Origin of the sequence: Paraburkholderia sp. SUR17 (assembly GCF_029536165.1) — a bacterium.
In the GTDB taxonomy this organism is placed as follows: domain Bacteria; phylum Pseudomonadota; class Gammaproteobacteria; order Burkholderiales; family Burkholderiaceae; genus Paraburkholderia; species Paraburkholderia kururiensis.
In genome coordinates this window covers 3,791,621-3,809,464 of sequence record NZ_CP120508.1, presented here as the reverse complement: position 1 = coordinate 3,809,464, position 17,844 = coordinate 3,791,621, and the positions used below count along the sequence as shown (strand labels likewise).

Sequence of the window (17,844 nt, the reverse complement as noted above, 5' to 3'; positions counted from 1 at the left end):
AGCGTAGCGAAGGGAAGGCGCCTATCCGCGCGGGTCATATCGACAGCGCGAAAGGCGGGCTCATGAATGCGGGGGTGCGCTGTCGTAACCAATCGCGGTTAATACCGCCAGCGGTTACGCGCTGTCCGCGCACGTGCTCGCACCGTACTGGCATAGCCTCGCGCCGGGAACATGAGTGCCGGCGGACGCGCCGCCGCGCTGGCGCAACTGGACCGCGCGCGCTGCTGCGCGGCCTGCCGGTTGCGTGCGGACGATCGACATTCGATAGAGCAGAGCATTGCGGGTCTCGCTGTATTCGGTTCGGGTTTCGGAGATGCTGTCGCCTTGAAGCCGTCTCTGCACGCTGCACGATTCGCCGGGTCTCGCTTCGCGATACCTGCCCGCAGTTTCAGCCTTGGTTGGCCTCAGCATCGGCGTGACTGCCGCAGCTGCCGGGCGCCGCCTGGATGCCCTGTCCTCGCGCCCTGCTTGAGCGCCCGCTTTGTCAGCGGCCTCTTTGTCAGCGCACCCGCACGTCGCGCGCCTGAACGTGCGACGCGCGCGCCCGGCGAGGGCAACCCCTGTCGAGATCCGGGTTCGCCAGCTTCTCTTCAGCTTTCGTGGCGCTGTGCGTCGATGAGCCCGCGCGCGTCGCGTCCCGACGAATCCTTTACAGGAACGGGGCGGACCGCCGGGGACGAGGCCCCGCGAATAAACAGGATCGCGCACGTCGCGCACATCGCCCACACGCCAGCAATTACCATCCACTTTTCCATTTCGCCAATCCTTTTAGTCGAGCACCGTGCGACAGGGCGCATAGCTGTATAACGGCGGCGTCGGCGTTTCGATAAGGGCGGCGGCACAAAGAATCTCATCAGGGAAAATACCGATTCCGCATAGCGCGCCCCGGTTTGGTGCGATCGACTGAAAACCCTTGTGCCATAAGGCTTCCAAGGCGGTGCAACCCACGTTCCCGTTTGGTTGCACCTTTTTATTGGGAGGCGTACGATTCGGCCAACTTTTTTGGTATTGGCCGGTCGCACCGGCCCGTGAGCGAAATATGGCGAGCACCACCCTCGGCGTCAAAGTCGACGACCTCCTGCGTACCCGGCTGAAAGACGCCGCCGCGCGCCTCGAGCGCACCCCCCACTGGCTCATCAAGCAGGCCATCTTTGCCTACCTCGAGAAGATCGAGCACGGCCAACTGCCCGCCGAACTCACCGGTCACCACGGTGCAACCGACCTCGCCGACGGCGCCGCCGTCGACGCCGAGGAAGACAGCGCCTCGCATCCGTTCCTCGAATTCGCGCAGAACGTGCAGCCGCAGTCGGTGCTGCGCGCGGCGATCACGGCGGCGTACCGCCGGCCCGAGCCGGAGTGCGTGCCGTTCCTGATGGGTCAGGCGCGTCTTTCGCCCAGCCTCGGCGCAGACGTGCAGAAGCTGGCCGCGCGCCTTGTCGAAGCCTTGCGCGCGAAGCGCTCGGGCGGCGGTGTGGAAGGGCTGATTCACGAGTTCTCGCTGTCGAGCCAGGAAGGCGTGGCGCTCATGTGCCTCGCCGAAGCGCTGCTGCGCATTCCCGACCGCGCCACGCGCGACGCCCTGATTCGCGACAAGATCAGCAAGGGCGACTGGAAGTCGCACGTCGGCCACGCGCCGTCGCTGTTCGTGAACGCGGCCACCTGGGGCCTGATGATTACCGGCAAGCTCGTCACGACCAACAGCGAAACGGGCCTCTCGTCGGCGCTGACGCGCCTGATTGGCCGGGGCGGCGAGCCGCTCATCCGCAAGGGCGTGGACATGGCCATGCGCCTGATGGGCGAGCAGTTCGTGACGGGCGAGAACATCAGCGAAGCGCTCGCGAACAGCCGCAAGTTCGAGGCGCGGGGCTTCCGCTATTCGTACGACATGCTGGGCGAAGCCGCCACCACGGAGGCCGACGCGCAGCGCTACTACGCGTCCTACGAGCAGGCCATTCACGCCATCGGCAAGGCGGCGGGCGGGCGCGGCATCTACGAAGGCCCCGGCATCTCCATCAAGCTTTCGGCGCTGCATCCGCGCTACTCGCGTTCGCAGCAGGAACGCACGATGACGGAGCTGCTGCCGCGCGTGCGCTCGCTCGCGATCCTCGCGCGCCGCTACGACATCGGTCTCAACATCGACGCCGAAGAAGCGGACCGCCTCGAAATCTCGCTCGATCTGCTCGAAGCGCTCTGCTTCGACCCCGAGCTGCAAGGCTGGAACGGCATCGGTTTCGTGGTGCAGGCGTACCAGAAGCGCTGCCCGTTCGTGATCGACTACATCGTGGATCTCGCACGCCGCAGCCGTCACCGCATCATGGTGCGGCTCGTGAAGGGCGCCTACTGGGACAGCGAAATCAAGCGCGCCCAGGTGGACGGCCTGGAAGGCTACCCGGTCTACACGCGCAAGATCTACACGGACGTCTCGTACCTTGCGTGCGCGAAGAAGCTGCTCGCGGCGCCGGACGCCGTCTATCCGCAGTTCGCCACGCACAATGCCTATACGCTCTCGGCCATCTATCACCTCGCGGGGCAGAACTACTACCCCGGCCAGTACGAGTTCCAGTGCCTGCACGGCATGGGCGAGCCGCTCTACGAAGAGGTGACGGGGCCGGTCTCCGCAGGCAAGCTGAACCGCCCGTGCCGCGTCTACGCGCCGGTCGGCACGCACGAGACGCTGCTCGCGTACCTCGTGCGGCGCCTGCTCGAAAACGGCGCCAACACGTCGTTCGTGAACCGTATCGCGGACACCTCCGTGCCGGTGGCCGAACTCGTGGCCGATCCGGTCGAGGAAGCCGCGAAGGTTTCACCCGTCGGCGCGCCGCATTCCAAGATTCCGCTGCCGCGCAATCTGTATGGCGCAGAGCGCGTCAATTCGATGGGCCTCGACCTGTCGAACGAACATCGGCTCGCGTCGCTCTCGTCGGCGCTGCTGGCGAGTGCGCATCATCCGTGGCGCGCTGCGCCCATGCTCGACGACACCGAGACGGTGAGCGGCGTGGCACGCGACGTGCGCAACCCGGCCGATCATCGCGACCTCGTGGGCACGGTGGTGGAAGCCACCGCCGCACACGTGAACACAGCGCTCTCGCACGCCGTGGCCACCGCGCCGATCTGGCAGGCCACGCCCGTGGACGCCCGCGCCGATTGCCTCGCGCGTGCCGCAGACCTGCTTGAAGCGCAAATGCACACGCTGATGGGCCTCGTGGTGCGCGAGGCGGGCAAGTCGCTGCCGAACGCAGTGTCCGAAATTCGCGAAGCCATCGACTTCCTGCGCTACTACTCCGCGCAGATTCGCAGCGAGTTCTCGAACGACACGCACCGCCCGCTCGGTCCCGTGGTCTGCATCAGCCCGTGGAACTTCCCGCTCGCCATTTTCATGGGCCAGGTGGCGGCAGCGCTCGCGGCGGGTAACACCGTGCTCGCCAAGCCCGCCGAGCAAACGCCGCTGATCGCCGCGCAAGCCGTGCGCATTCTGCGTGAAGCCGGCGTGCCGGCCGGCGCCGTGCAACTGCTGCCGGGCGACGGCGAGACCGTGGGTGCCGCGCTCGTGGCCGACCCGCGCACGCGCGCCGTGATGTTCACGGGCTCCACCGAAGTGGCGCGGCTCATCAACAAGACGCTCTCGGAACGCCTCGACGCCGAAGGCCGCCCGATTCCGCTGATCGCCGAAACCGGCGGCCAGAACGCGATGATCGTGGATTCGTCGGCGCTCGCGGAGCAGGTGGTGGCCGACGTGCTGCAATCCGCGTTCGATTCGGCGGGTCAACGCTGCTCGGCGCTGCGCGTTCTTTGTCTGCAGGACGACGTCGCGGAACGCACGCTGGAAATGCTCACGGGCGCAATGCGCGAACTCACCATCGGTAACCCGGACCGCCTTTCGGTGGACGTGGGCCCCGTGATCGACGCCGACGCGAAGCGCGGCATCGACGCCCACATTGCCGCGATGCGCGAAAAGGGCCGCAAGGTGGCGCAACTGGACATGCCGGAAGGCTGCGCGCAAGGCACGTTCGTGCCGCCGACGTTGATCGAGATCGATAGCCTCGACGAACTCAAGCGCGAAGTGTTCGGTCCGGTGCTGCACGTGGTACGTTACCGCCGCGCGCAACTCGACCGGCTGCTGGAGCAGATCCGCGCGACGGGATACGGGCTCACGCTCGGCATCCACACGCGTATCGACGAAACCATTGCGCATGTGGTCGGCCGCGCGCACGTGGGCAACATCTACGTGAACCGCAACGTGATCGGCGCAGTGGTGGGCGTGCAGCCGTTCGGCGGCGAGGGTTTGTCGGGCACGGGGCCGAAGGCGGGCGGTCCGCTCTATCTGCAGCGGCTGCTCGCGACGCGGCCCGCGGGCTTGCCCGTGTCGCTCGCGCAGACGCTCGTGGTGGATGCGCCGCAAAGCGGTGACGGCAGCGACGAGGCGCAAGGCGCGGCGGGTTCGCCCGTGCCGCACTCCGCGCAGGCTGCGCTCACCGCGCTGCGCGACTGGCTGATCGCCGAGCGCGAGCCGGCACTGGCTGCTCGCTGCGAAAGCTACCTCGAGCACGTACTCGTGGGCGCCACCGCTGTGCTGCCGGGCCCGACCGGCGAGCGCAACACGTACACGCTCGGCGCGCGCGGCACCGTGCTCTGCGTGCCGGCCACGGCGGGCGGCGCGCGGGCGCAGTTCGCGGCGGCGCTGGCCACCGGCAACCGGGCGCTCTTCGACGGCGCCGCGGGCGAGGCGCTGGTCGGCGCGCTGCCGGCCGCGCTCAAGCCGTATGCGAGCGTGAAGAAGGGTGCGGATGCCGTGTTCAACGCGGTGCTGTTCGAAGGCGACAGCGACGAGCTGCTCGCCCTCGTGAAGGAAGTGGCGAAGCGGCCGGGGCCCATCGTCTCGGTGCAGGGCGTGGCGGCGCATGCGCTCGCGAGCGGCGACGAAGACTACGCGCTCGAACGCCTGCTCACCGAACGCTCGGTCAGCGTGAACACGGCCGCGGCGGGTGGTAACGCGAATTTGATGACGATCGGCTGAGCCATCCCGGACCGGTCGGCGCAAAGAAGGAGGGGCACGGCGATCCCGTAAGCCGCTCCATTCCATACCTGGTATCAAGGAGAAGATATGCAACACACGATGAAACAGCTGGCAGGCGCAACGCTGGTTGCTGCAATGTCGCTGGCGGGGACCGCGCATGCGCAGCAGGCAGACGACGTGAAGATCGGCTTCGCGGGCCCGATGACGGGCGCGCAGGCGCACTACGGCAAAGATTTCCAGAACGGCATCACGCTGGCCGTCGAAGACATGAACGCGACGAAGCCCGTGATCGGCGGCAAGCCGGTTCACTTCGTGCTCGACTCGGCAGACGACCAGGCCGACCCGCGCACGGGCACCACCGTCGCGCAGAAGCTCGTTGACGACGGCATCAAGGGCATGCTCGGCCACTTCAACTCGGGCACGACGATCCCGGCTTCGCGCATCTACGCGAACGCGGGCATTCCCGAGATCGCGATGGCAACGGCGCCGGAATACACGCAGCAAGGTTTCAAGACCACGTTCCGCATGATGACCTCGGACACGCAGCAAGGCTCGGTGGCCGGCGCGTTCGCGGTGAAGAAGCTCGGCATGAAGAAGATTGCGATCGTGGACGATCGCACGGCCTACGGCCAGGGTCTGGCCGACCAGTTCGAGAAGGCCGCGAAGGCGGCGGGCGCGACCATCGTCGATCGTGAATACACGAACGACAAGGCCGTGGACTTCAAGTCGATCCTGACCAAGCTGAAGGCTGCCAATCCGGACCTGATCTACTACGGCGGCGCAGACGCGCAGGCCGCACCGATGGTCAAGCAGATGAAGGCGCTGGGCGTGAAGGCTCCGCTGATGGGCGGCGAAATGGTCCACACGCCGACCTTCCTGCAGCTTGCGGGCGACGCGGCGAACGGCACGGTGGCATCGCTTGCCGGCCTGCCGCTGGACGAAATGCCGGGCGGCAAGACATACGTCGAGAAGTACAAGAAGCGCTTCGGCGAAGACGTGCAGACCTACTCGCCGTACGCGTATGACGGCGCGATGGCGCTCTTCACGGCCATGAAGAAGGCGAACTCGACCGACCCGGCGAAGTACCTGCCGTTCCTCGCGAAGACCGACATGCCGGCTGTGACGACGAAGCAGCTCGCCTACGACTCGAAGGGCGACCTGAAGAACGGTGGCATCACGCTGTACAAGGTTGTCGACGGCAAGTGGACGACGCTGGAAAGCGTGGGCGGCAAGTAAGCTGCGTGGTTGCCCCGCCTGGCTGATCGTTCGGCGAGGCGGCGCGCCAAAGGCAAGCTACCCGCAGGCGTCGCGACGAAGTAGACGCCATGAAAAAGCCCCGCAGGCCAATGCTTGCGGGGCTTTTCTTCGGGGCTCGCGCTATTGGTGGCGCGGTGCGGGCGGTGAATCGGCGCACTCGGCATACCCGGCGCACTCGGCGCACGGCACGCGTACGACGTACGCGGCCTCAGCCACCGCGCGCCTTCAGCGCCTGCTCGCGCAATTGACCGAGCGTAGCGGCGGGTGTGCTGGCGTCCTGCGGCACGCGCAGTTCGAGCAGCGCGGGCAGGCCCGAGTTGAGCGCGCGTTCCAGCGCAGGCAGGAAGTCTGCGGTGCGCTCCACCGTTTCGCCGTGTGCGCCGAATGCGCGCGCGAATGCGGCGAAGTCGGGGTTCGTCAGCCCCGTGCCATGCACGCGGCCCGGATACGTGCGCTCCTGATGCATGCGGATCGTTCCGTAATGGCCGTTGTTTACCACGATGAAGAGCACCCCGAGGCCGTATTGCATCGCGGTGGCCAACTCCTGTGCCGCCATCATGAAACAGCCGTCGCCTGCGAACGCCACGACGGTGCGCTGCGGATACAGCGACTTCGCCGCAATCGCCGCCGGCACGCCGTAGCCCATCGCGCCGCTCGTGGGCGCGAGTTGCGAGCGGAAATGGCGGTACGAGAAGTGCCGATGCAGCCACGTCGCGTAGTTGCCCGCGCCGTTTGTCACGATGGCGTCTTCAGGCAGCCGCGCGCGCAGTTGCTGCATGATCTCGCCCAGCTGGATCTCGCCGGGCATCGGCCGCGGCTTGCGCCATTCGAGGTAGGCGCTGTGTGCTTGTGCTGCGCTGCCCGACCACACGGGCTCCTTCGAAGGCTGCAGTTGCGCGAGCAGTTCGGCGAGTTCCGGCATGCCGGAGACGATGGGCAACTCCGGCGCGTAGACCCGGCCCAGTTCTTCGGCGCCCTGATGGACGTGAACGAGCGTCTGCTTCGTCTTCGGGATGTCGAGCAGCGTGTAGCCGCCCGTGGTGGCTTCGCCAAGACGCGGGCCGAGTGCGAGCAGCAGGTCGGCATCGCGGATGCGTTGCGCGAGCGCCGGATTCACGCCGAGCCCGACGTCGCCCGCGTAGTTCGGATGCTCGTTGTCGAGCGTGTCCTGGTAGCGGAACGCGAGGCCGATGGGCAGGCGCCAGTTTTCGATGAAGCGCTTGAGGTTCTCGCAGGCCGCAGGCGTCCAGCCGCTGCCGCCCGCCACCACGAACGGCCGTTGTGCCGCTTCGAGCAACTCGCGCAGCCGCTCCATCTGCGCACGCGACGGTGAGGCCGCTACGCGCTGATAAGCCGGCGCGGGCGGCTGCGCCGCGCAGATGTCGCTCAGCACGTCTTCGGGCAGCGCGAGCACGACGGGGCCCGGGCGGCCCGACGTCGCCGTGTGAAACGCATGGCTCAGGTACTCGGGAATGCGCCGAGCGTCGTCGATCTGCGCGACCCACTTGGCCATCTGCCCGAACATGCGGCGGTAGTCGATTTCCTGGAAAGCCTCGCGGTCCAGATGTTCGCGCGCCACCTGACCGATCAGCAGGATCATTGGCGTGGAGTCCTGAAACGCCGTGTGAACGCCGATGGACGCGTGCGTCGCGCCCGGCCCGCGCGTGACGATCGCCACGCCCGGCCGCCCCGTCAGCTTGCCGACCGCCTCCGCCATGTTGGCCGCCGCGGCTTCGTGGCGGCAGACCACGGTCTGGATACGCTCCGTCTCGTCGTGCAGCGAATCGAGTACGGCGAGAAAACTCTCGCCGGGCACGCAGAACACGCGGTCAACGCCGTGGCCGAGCAGCGCATCGACGATGAGGCGCGCACCCGTTGTCGTATCGGAGGAAGAAGGGGCGGGAATGTTCGGCTGCGGCATTGCAGTGAAGCCTCCTGGATGGTTGGTCCTGAGTGGGTTCTGATCGCGGACCTGAACAAGAGAACGAGTTCAGCAAATCATCGGACTTCGACAGCTTACGACGGCAAATCGCGCAGCGTCACGACGCGAATCACGCGCTCCCGCAAACGCGGCTCAGCACTCGACGATGTTCACCGCCAGGCCGCCGCGCGAAGTTTCCTTGTACTTCGTCTTCATGTCGGCGCCCGTTTCGCGCATCGTCTTGATGACCGAGTCGAGCGACACGTAGTGGCTGCCGTCGCCGCGCAGCGCCATGCGCGCGGCGTTCACGGCTTTCACGGAAGCCATCGCGTTGCGTTCGATGCAGGGAATCTGCACCATGCCGCCCACCGGGTCACAGGTGAGGCCGAGGTTGTGTTCCATGCCGATCTCGGCGGCGTTTTCCACCTGCTTCGGCGTGCCGCCCATGACGGCTGCGAGCGCGCCGGCCGCCATCGAGCACGCCACGCCCACCTCGCCCTGGCAGCCCACTTCGGCGCCCGAAATCGACGCGTTGAGCTTGTACAGAATGCCGACGGCGGCAGCCGTCATGAGGAAGTCGAGCACGCCTTGTTCGTTCGCGCCTGGCATGAAGCGCGTGTAGTAGTGGAGCACCGCGGGGATGATGCCTGCCGCGCCGTTGGTGGGCGCCGTGACCACGCGTCCGCCCGCGGCGTTCTCCTCGTTCACGGCGATGGCGTAAAGGTTGATCCAGTCCACCATCGAAAGCGGGTCTTGCAGTGCACGTTCGGGGTTGCCCGTGAGCGCGCGGTAAAGCTGCGGCGCGCGGCGCTTCACCTGGAACGGACCTGGCAGCGTGCCGTCCGCATCCGGATTGTTGATGCCGCAGCCGCGCGCCACGCACGACTGCATCACGTTCCAGATCTTCAAGAGGCCGGCGCGCGTTTCTTCGTCGGTGTGCCAGGCGCGCTCGTTTTCCCACATCAGCTGCGCGATGGTCTTGCCCGTGGCCGCACACATGGCGAGCAGTTCGTTGCCGGTGCGAAACGGATGCGGCAACTGGTCGACGGCGGCGAGCACTTTCGTGTTCGGTGCACCCGCTGTCACGACGAAGCCGCCGCCCACGGAGAGATACGTCGATTCGCGTAGCGTCGTGCCTTCGACGTCGAACGCGTGGAGCTTCATGCCGTTGGGATGCTCGGCGAGCGCCTGACGGAAGAAGCCGATGTGGTCCTTCTGCACGAACGGCACGGCGTGCCGGCCCAGCAGCGCAAGCGCGCGCGATTGCTTCACGGCTTCGAGGCGCGAGGCGATCGTATCGGGATCCACGGTATCCGGTGCGTCGCCCATAAGACCGAGCATTACGCCTCGGTCGGTGCCGTGGCCTTTGCCGGTGGCGCCCAGCGACCCGTACAGATCCACCTTCACCGATGCGGTCGCATCGAGCAGACCGTCGCGCTCGAGCCCCTGCGCGAACATCAGCGCCGCGCGCATCGGACCCACCGTGTGCGAGCTGGAGGGACCGATGCCGATTTTGAAGAGGTCGAACACGCTGACTGCCATTACTGCTCCTGGAACGAATGATTGAGTGAAAGTTTTCCGCCGCGACTCAGCGCGCCGGCAACGGCAAGCACACGGCGAGCCACGCGGGCGGCGTGGGCGCGAGCTTCAGCGCGATGGGCGCATAGCGTCCGTCGAGGCGCGCGGCCAGGTGGAACAGTTCGGCCGCGTTCTTCGGGTCCCATTCGCCCGAATAGCCCGGCAGCCCGGCTTCGCGACGCTTCGCATCGAAGGCGACCGTGGAGTGCACGAACTCCTCGTGTGTCTTCTGGCCGAGCGCATACGGCGTGAGCCAGTTAAGCGCGGCAGCGAGCGTCGCGCCGCTGGGCGCGCGCTCGGGTAGCCAGTTGCGGTTGTGCCGGCGTGCCGCAAGCGCGGCCGTGACGAGCGGCTGCAGGTCGTACGTAACGTAGTGCAGCGCGTCGCGCTCGGTGAAATCGACGGTGGAGCCGTCAGGCTCGATGTTGTCGCCGATGTGCTCCACGAAAAGCCGCTGCGCTGCCGCAATCATCTTGCGGTTATCCAGCGTGAACGCTGCCATCGCGATCAGTTTGATGCGGTGGCTTTGCCAGTTGTTCCTGAACGTGCCCGCGAGCGGGCGCGGCTGCGCGTCGATCTGCGCGATGTAGCCGTTGGCGAACTTCGTGAGGAAGGCCATCGTGGCGTTGCGCGTCTTCACGGGCAGCGCGCTCGCGGTCATGTCGTAGGCGAGAATCAGCCCTTCGAAATGCGTTTCGTCGATGGGGTTGAAGCTCGGTTGATACGTGGTGACCCATGCGTAGAGCAGGCGGTCGACAAGCTTGAGGAAGCGGTCGTCCGTGGTGGCGCGCCAGGCGAGCGCGGCGTTGCGCATCAGGTCGAGATCTTTTTCGGCTTCCACGCTCTGGTCGTAGATGCCTTCGTGCGGCAACGTGCCTTCGGTGTGCAGCCGCGGCACCGCGTGTGGTGTTTCGTTCACGCGCGCCTGCACGTCGGCCACCAGTGCTTTGACGCCCGGGTCCGTGCTTGTGCGTTCGCTGCTTTGCAGCGCGGGCGCCGCACAGAAATTCATGGCCGCCAACGCCGCAGCCGCTGGCCATGCGAGCGCGCCACCGGCCACAACCAGCGCGGCGACGCGAATCGCCCATGAGGAAGACGCATGCCGCGAGCCGTGTACGGGCCTTGTTGTTGTCGTTCGCACCTTTCGCACCATGCGGGACTCCCGAGTCGAGCTGACAGGTGTGTGATGTTAACGGTTTGCGAGGCGCGAAGGCGAGTTTCCCGCGTCGCTATTGCGGCTGCTGGGCGCGGGGTGAATCGGAAGCTAGAGCTGAAGCGCTGCGGCGACCCATGAACCGGGCCGCCGCATGCGGGTAGCGATTACGAATCGGCGTAGTCCGAAACCGGCACGCACGAGCAGAACAGATTGCGGTCGCCGTAGACGTTGTCCGCGCGGCCCACCGGCGGCCAGTACTTGTTGGCGAGCAGCGAAGGCAGCGGGTAAGCCGCCGCTTCGCGCGAGTACGCATGCGGCCACTCGTTCGCCGTAACGACGGCTGCCGTGTGCGGCGCGTGCTTGAGCGGGTTGTCCTCGCGGTCGGCGCGGCCTTCTTCCACGGCGCGAATCTCTTCGCGAATCGCAATCATGGCGTCGATGAAGCGGTCGAGTTCTTCCTTCGACTCCGACTCGGTAGGCTCCACCATCAGCGTGCCCGGCACCGGGAAGCTCATGGTGGGTGCGTGGAAGCCGAAGTCGGCGAGGCGCTTGGCCACGTCGTCCACGGTGATGCCGCTGGTTTCCTTGATGGGGCGCAGATCGAGAATGCACTCGTGCGCAACGAGCCCGCCAGGGCCCGAATAGAGCACCGGGTAATGCGGCGCGAGTTTCTTCGCGACGTAGTTCGCGTTGAGGATCGCGGTTTCCGTTGCGGCGGTGAGGTTCTTCGCGCCCATCATCGCGATGTACATCCACGAGATCGGCAGGATCGACGCCGAGCCATACGGCGCGGCCGAGACGGCGCCAATCCCGTGTTCCGCGCGCCGGTAGCCCGACGAAAGCTGGTTCGGCAGGAACTGCGCGAGGTGTGCGCCCACGGCGACCGGACCCACGCCCGGTCCGCCGCCGCCGTGCGGAATGCAGAAGGTCTTGTGCAGGTTCAGGTGCGACACGTCGCCGCCGAACTGGCCCGGCGCCGTGAGGCCGACCATCGCGTTCATGTTGGCGCCGTCCACGTAGACCTGGCCGCCGTGCGCATGCACGATCTCGCAGATCTCGCGCACGTTCTGCTCGAACACGCCGTGCGTGGACGGGTAGGTGATCATGATGGCGGCGAGCTTGTCCGCGTGCTGCGCCGCCTTCGCCTTCAGGTCTTCGATATCGACGTTGCCCTGCGCATCGCACGCCACGACCACGACCTGCATGCCGGCCATGTGCGCCGACGCCGGGTTGGTGCCGTGCGCGGACGCCGGAATCAGGCAGACGTTGCGATGCCCTTCGCCGCGCGACGCGTGATACGCGTGGATGACGAGCAGGCCCGCATACTCGCCCTGCGAGCCCGCGTTCGGTTGCAGCGAGACAGCGGCGTAACCCGTGGCCGCAACGAGCATCTGTTCGAGCTGGTCGATCATTTCGCGATAGCCGACCGTTTGCTCGGCGGGTGCGAACGGGTGAATCTGGCCGAACTCGGGCCACGTGACGGGCAGCATTTCCGAGGTGGCGTTGAGCTTCATCGTGCACGAGCCGAGCGGGATCATCGAGCGGTCGAGCGCGAGGTCCTTGTCGGCGAGGCTGCGCAGGTAGCGCAGCATTTCCGTCTCCGAATGGTGGCGGTTGAACACGTGGTGCGTGAGGTACGCGCTCGTACGTTCGAGGCCGGCCGGCACCGAGCCGAGTGCGCCCGTGGCGCTTGCCGCGAGTTCGGCGTCGAGCGCGTCGACTTGCGGCACGTCGTTCGCGAAGGCGGCTTGCGCGAACACGGCGAGCAGGTCGGCGAGGTCGGCGCGCGTGGTGGTTTCGTCGATGGAGACGCCCACGCGCGTTTCGCTCACGTGGCGCAGATTGATGCGGCGCGCGAGCGCGGCGTCGTGCAGCGCCTGCGTGCGGGCGCCGGTTTCGAACGTGAGCGTGTCGAAGAACGTTTCGTTGACGAGCGTGTAGCCGAGCTTCTTCGCGCCCGCCGCGAGCAGCGACGCGATGCGGTTCACGCGCAGCGCGATGGTCTTGAGACCACGCGGGCCGTGATAGACGGCGTACATGCTGGCCATGATGGCGAGCAGCGCCTGCGCCGTGCAGACGTTCGACGTCGCCTTCTCGCGGCGAATGTGCTGTTCGCGCGTTTGCAGCGCGAGGCGTAGCGCGGGCTTGCCTTGCGCGTCCACCGTCACGCCCACGAGGCGGCCCGGCATCTGACGCTTGAACTCGTCGCGCACGGCGAGGTACGCCGCGTGCGGTCCGCCGAAGCCGACCGGCACGCCGAAGCGTTGCGCGTTGCCCACCGCGACGTCCGCGCCCCATTCGCCAGGCGGCGTGAGCACGGTGAGCGCGAGCAGGTCGGCCGCGGCGACTACGTGGCCGCCCGCGGCGTGGATCGCTTCGGCAAGCGCGCGGTAGTCGCGCACGTCGCCGTTCACGCCGGGGTATTGCAGCAGCACGCCGAACGCGTTGGCGCTCGCGGCGTCGGCGGCGGGACCGACCTTCACCTCGATGCCCACGGGCGTGGCGCGCGTCTTCACGACTTCAATGGTTTGCGGCAGCACGTCGTCGGCCACGTAGAACACGTTCGACTTCGGCTTGCCCACGCGTTGCAGCAGCGTCATGGCTTCGGCGGCGGCCGTGGCTTCGTCGAGCAGCGACGCGTTCGAGATGGCGAGACCCGTGAGGTCCATCACCATCTGCTGGAAATTGAGCAGTGCTTCGAGGCGGCCCTGCGAAATCTCCGGCTGATACGGCGTGTAGGCCGTGTACCAGGCCGGGTTCTCGAGCACGTTGCGCAGGATCACCGGCGGCGTGTGCGCGTTGTAGTAGCCCTGACCAATGTACGTGCGGAACACCTGGTTCTTGTTCGCCAGTTCGCGCAGCGCGGCGAGCGCTTCGGCCTCGGAGAGCGGCTGGGCGAACGGGCCCAGCGGCAGCGGGTCGGCACGCCGGATCGCCTTGGGAATCACCGCGTCGATCAGCGCGGCGCGCGACGCGAAGCCGAGCGCGTCGAGCATCGCCTGCTGGCCGGCTGCGTCCGGGCCAATGTGGCGCTCGGCGAACGCGTCATGCACTTCGAGCGCCGCGAGTGAAAGAGGGGTGCGGTTCATCAGGTGATCCGGGTGGTCGAGCTTCATGAGGGTTCCTGCCGGCGCGGCGTTCCGGGGTCGCTACGTTGCTGCGAGATTGCTGCCACGTCGCTGCAATTTAGCAAAGGGCCGGAGGCGCCGCGCCTGTCGTGGTGACGGCTGTAAAAACTGCGCGAACTGCGCTTTAAGACTGCGCTTGAACTCAGGCGCCGATGGCTTTTTCGTAGCCGGCGGCGTCGAGCAGCTTGTCGGTGGACGCACCGGCAGCCGGCTTGATGCGGAAAAGCCAGCTGGTGTACGGTGCGCCGTTCACCTGGTCGGGCGTGTCGACCAGGCTCGTGTTCGATTCGACGATCTCGCCCGAAACCGGCGCGTAGATGTCCGAGGCGGCCTTCACCGACTCCACCACGGCCACGCCGTCGCCCGCCGAAACGGCCTTGCCGGCTTCGGGCAGTTCGAGGAAGACGATGTCGCCGAGCGCTTCCTGGGCGTGGTCCGTAATGCCGACGGTCAACGTGCCGTCAGCTTCGGTGCGGACCCATTCGTGCGATTCGGTGTATTTCAGTTCGGCCGGGATGCTCATTGGATGCTCCTGTGCTTGATTCGGTAATGGCTAAAAAGAGGGCGGGACGCGCGCCGCCGGTAGCTCGATCCGGCCGCTTCAGCCGGTGAGCACCTTGCCGTTGCGCACGAAGGGCAGTTTTACCACGCTTGCGGGAAACGCCCGGTCGCGAATCTGCACCTGAACGGCGTCGCCGGGCTGCACGCCTTTCGGCACGCGGGCGAACGCGATGGATTCCTGCATGGTCGGGGAGAACGTGCCGCTCGTGATCTCACCCTCGCCGAGCGACGTAATCACTTTCTGATGCGCGCGCAGCACGCCGCCCGCCTTGCCGTTTTCCTTTTGCAGGATCAGACCGACGAAGCCGCAGCGCGAAGCTTGCGCCTCGAGCGCTGTGCGGCCCACGAAGTCGCGCGGCGTGGCAAGGTCGACGGTCCAGGCGAGGCCGGCGTCGAGCGGCGAGACCTGTTCGTCCATGTCCTGGCCGTAAAGATTCATGCCGGCTTCGAGGCGCAGCGTGTCGCGTGCACCGAGCCCGCAGGGGCGCACGCCCTGGCGCACCAGCGCGCCCCAGAATTCGCAGACGAACGTGGCGGGCAGCACGATTTCGAAGCCGTCTTCGCCGGTGTAGCCCGTGCGCGCCACCATCAGCTCGCCGAACGGCGTGTTGTCGATTTTCGCGGCGTTGAAGGGCTTGAGCAGTTCGGTTGCGGTGCGCGTGGACGGCGCGACCTGCCAGACCTTGTCGCGGGCGTTGGGACCCTGCACGGCGACGATGGCGAGATCGCGGCGCGGCGTGATGGTGAGCCCGAAGCCGCGCTCGGCGTTGAGCGCTTCGAGCCAGGCGATGTCCTTGTCCGCCGTGCCCGCGTTGACGACGAGCCGGAAGCCGTCTTCGGCGAAGAAGTAGACGATCAGGTCGTCGATCACGCCGCCGTCGCGATTCAGCATGCACGAGTAGAGCGCGCGGCCCGGCGTTTGCAGCTTGCCGACGTTGTTGGCCAGTGCGTACTCGAAGAAGGCGCGTACGCGCTCGCCGGCAAAGTCGATGACGCACATGTGCGAGACGTCGAACATGCCTGCATCCGTGCGCACGGCACGGTGTTCGTCGATCTGCGAGCCGTAGTTGACGGGCATGTCCCAACCGCCGAAGTCGACCATGCGCGCGTTGAGCGCGCGGTGCGTGGCGTTGAGCGGAGTGCGTTTGAGTTCGGTCATGGGGCCTCAGGCTTGGCTTGTTGAACAAGCGGCAAAAACAAAAAGGGCCATGCAGCGAACCTCACGCGGCGAAATGCCGGCGGACGGTTCGGTGCATGGCCCCTCTGTCCTCGATACCTGAGAGATTGCGCTGCCGTGGCGATCCAGCGATACACGGCGAGGCGCGCGCCCCTTCGGTGGGCAGCCTGCCCGCGAGGCTTGCGCCGGGGCTACTGCCGCTCTCCAGAGTTCGGACGGTGTGCCAGTTTTGCGCCCGTTTCCGGGGGCGGGCTGGCGGTCCGGCGCGCACGGTCCTTTTGCCTGAGAGTTTGCGGGTTGCCCCTTCGGCGGCGCCGGCTCAAAAAACCGGCGCGCTCTCCCGGCGCGCGTGGCGATTGTGAGGGAGCCGCCGGGGTCGTGTCAATTACTCGCCAATTATCCGCGAGGCGCCGTCCAGTTCCTGATTCAGCACGCGCTGTTCGTCAGCGGAAACGCCGCCGCCGTGCTGCGCAGCCATGTCGTGCGCTTCCTCGCGGATCACGTCGAGCCGGTGATGCAGCGAGTCGCCTTGCGGCTGTGGATAGAAGCCCTTGTCGACGCGCGCATCGATGCGGCGATGCAGGATGTCGATGCGGCTATCCACTTGGTCCAGCCGGTCGAGACCGATGTCGCGGGGCGGCGGAGCCGGCGTGGGGGCCGGCGCAGGTCGCGGCTGGGATTGCGAAGGAGGCGGCGGGGGCGGTGCATGGGGTTTGCGCGGCGGCCGGAGCGCGACACAGGCGGCCAGAGCGGAAATCAGCGCGCAGGCGGCAAGCGCGCGGATCATGCGAGGCATTCCAGTTCTCCTTATGGCGATGATGGCGGTGGCTCTTATGGTTCTTCCCCGGAAGACGAACGGCCTTACGTACGTGAGGTGCATTAGGCGCATCACGCGCGTGCAAAGGCGAGCGTGCGGCCTTCTTCGGCGCTGCGATTGGCCAGTTCGATGATGGTCATAACGTCCACCGCGTCCTGCGCGCTGACGGGAAACGGCGCGCCGTCGCGAATCGAGGCCGCCAGCGCCCGATAGAAGCCGATGTAATCGCCGTCGCGCGTGGCGTGCGCGCGCTCCACTTCCTGTTCGCCTTCGATCACGTGCAAGAGCCCCGGTTCGTTGCCGCCGCCGAAGCCGGCGTCGCCGGGACGCAGGCCGGCCTTCAACTGGTCTTCCTGGGTGTCGAGCCCGTTCTTGCGGTAGCTGCCGCGCGTGCCGTGAATCACGAAACGCGGCGCAATGGCGGCGAGCGCGCTGGCGTGCAGCACCACCTGGTGCGCCGCGTAGCCGAGCTGCAGGTGTACGTAGTCGGGCGCGGTGCCGTGATCGCGATGCGTCTTCACGGTCGCGGTGACGGTTTGCGGCGTGCCGAACAGCACGAGCGCCTGGTCGATCAGATGCGGGCCGAGGTCGAACAGCAGACCGCCGCCGCGCGCCGCGTCTTCGCGCCAGCGCTGACGCACGAGCGGACGGAAGCGGTCGAAATGCGATTCGAAGTGCGTGATGCGGCCAAGCTTGCCGCTTTCCACGAGGTCACGAACGGTGAGGAAGTCGCCGTCCCAGCGGCGGTTGTGGAACGGGGCGAAGAGGCGGCCCTGTTTCGCCGCGAGGTCGGCGAGCGTGCGGGCTTCGGCAGCGGTCAGCGTGACCGGCTTGTCGACCACCACGTGCTTGCCGGCTTCCAGCGTGCGCCGTGCGAGGTCGAAGTGCGTGTCGTTGGGGGTGGCGATGACGACGCATTCGATGTCGCCGAGCGCGAGCATCGCGTCGAGGTCGGGCACCACGGTGGCCGAGGGGAAATCGGCGCGGGCACGTTCAGCCTGGCCCGTGGCGATGGCGGCAACGGTCGCGCTGCCGCAATGCGCGATGACCGGCGCGTGAAACGTCTGGCCGGCGAAGCCGTAGCCCATCACACCTGTTTTCAGCGGAGCAGTCATGAAAGCTTCCTGCAAAAAAACGGCGCGCTGTCTTGCCACCATGGCGGCAGCGCGAGACAGCGATTGTGACACGCTGAAAGCGCGGACGTTGCCGTATGACGCTGGGGCGCGGCTGTCTGA

10 protein-coding genes and 2 riboswitches are annotated in these 17,844 nt (G+C 66.9%); of the genes, 2 read left to right on the top strand and 8 right to left on the bottom strand.

From position 1 onward, the window contains the following. Positions 1 to 1,039: 1,039 nt before the first annotated feature. Positions 1,040 to 5,014 carry a trifunctional transcriptional regulator/proline dehydrogenase/L-glutamate gamma-semialdehyde dehydrogenase gene (gene putA / locus P2869_RS17045; RefSeq protein ID WP_199544462.1) on the top strand — a complete coding sequence of 1,325 codons (3,975 nt, stop codon included), beginning with the start codon at positions 1,040 to 1,042 and terminating at the stop codon, positions 5,012 to 5,014. A gap of 87 nt (positions 5,015 to 5,101) precedes the next feature. Then, entirely contained in the window at positions 5,102 to 6,250 is a 1,149-nt protein-coding gene (locus tag P2869_RS17040; RefSeq protein ID WP_017772234.1) for a branched-chain amino acid ABC transporter substrate-binding protein, read from the top strand. Between the two features lie 229 nt (positions 6,251 to 6,479). Here P2869_RS17040 and P2869_RS17035 read toward each other — a convergent pair whose 3' ends face one another. The 8 genes from P2869_RS17035 to P2869_RS17000 all read right to left on the bottom strand — a co-directional run bounded on the left by P2869_RS17035 (position 6,480) and on the right by P2869_RS17000 (position 17,724). After that, positions 6,480 to 8,192: a thiamine pyrophosphate-binding protein gene (locus P2869_RS17035; protein ID WP_277597059.1), complete on the bottom strand. Its 1,713-nt coding sequence runs from the start codon at positions 8,190 to 8,192 to the stop codon at positions 6,480 to 6,482. Between the two features lie 153 nt (positions 8,193 to 8,345). Next, positions 8,346 to 9,734, bottom strand: a complete 1,389-nt coding sequence (locus tag P2869_RS17030; protein ID WP_277597058.1) for an L-serine ammonia-lyase — start codon at positions 9,732 to 9,734, stop codon at positions 8,346 to 8,348. A 46-nt stretch (positions 9,735 to 9,780) separates the two neighbouring features. Further along, positions 9,781 to 10,923: an alginate lyase family protein gene (locus P2869_RS17025; protein WP_277597057.1), complete on the bottom strand. Its 1,143-nt coding sequence runs from the start codon at positions 10,921 to 10,923 to the stop codon at positions 9,781 to 9,783. A gap of 167 nt (positions 10,924 to 11,090) precedes the next feature. Then, a complete protein-coding gene (gene gcvP / locus P2869_RS17020; protein ID WP_277597056.1) occupies positions 11,091 to 14,042 on the bottom strand; it encodes an aminomethyl-transferring glycine dehydrogenase in 2,952 nt (983 codons plus the stop codon). A 154-nt stretch (positions 14,043 to 14,196) separates the two neighbouring features. After that, on the bottom strand, positions 14,197 to 14,577 hold the full coding sequence (gene gcvH, locus P2869_RS17015) for a glycine cleavage system protein GcvH (protein WP_126878990.1): 381 nt from the start codon (positions 14,575 to 14,577) through the stop codon (positions 14,197 to 14,199). A gap of 78 nt (positions 14,578 to 14,655) precedes the next feature. Further along, on the bottom strand, positions 14,656 to 15,774 hold the full coding sequence (gene gcvT / locus P2869_RS17010) for a glycine cleavage system aminomethyltransferase GcvT (protein ID WP_277597055.1): 1,119 nt from the start codon (positions 15,772 to 15,774) through the stop codon (positions 14,656 to 14,658). A 94-nt stretch (positions 15,775 to 15,868) separates the two neighbouring features. Beyond that, a riboswitch (glycine riboswitch) is annotated at positions 15,869 to 16,010 on the bottom strand. A 43-nt stretch (positions 16,011 to 16,053) separates the two neighbouring features. Beyond that, positions 16,054 to 16,145: riboswitch (glycine riboswitch) on the bottom strand. A gap of 32 nt (positions 16,146 to 16,177) precedes the next feature. After that, entirely contained in the window at positions 16,178 to 16,588 is a 411-nt protein-coding gene (locus P2869_RS17005) for a hypothetical protein (RefSeq protein WP_277597054.1), read from the bottom strand. Positions 16,589 to 16,680: 92 nt separating this feature from the next. Beyond that, on the bottom strand, positions 16,681 to 17,724 hold the full coding sequence (locus tag P2869_RS17000) for an oxidoreductase (protein ID WP_277597053.1): 1,044 nt from the start codon (positions 17,722 to 17,724) through the stop codon (positions 16,681 to 16,683). Between the last annotated feature and the right edge of the window lie 120 nt (positions 17,725 to 17,844).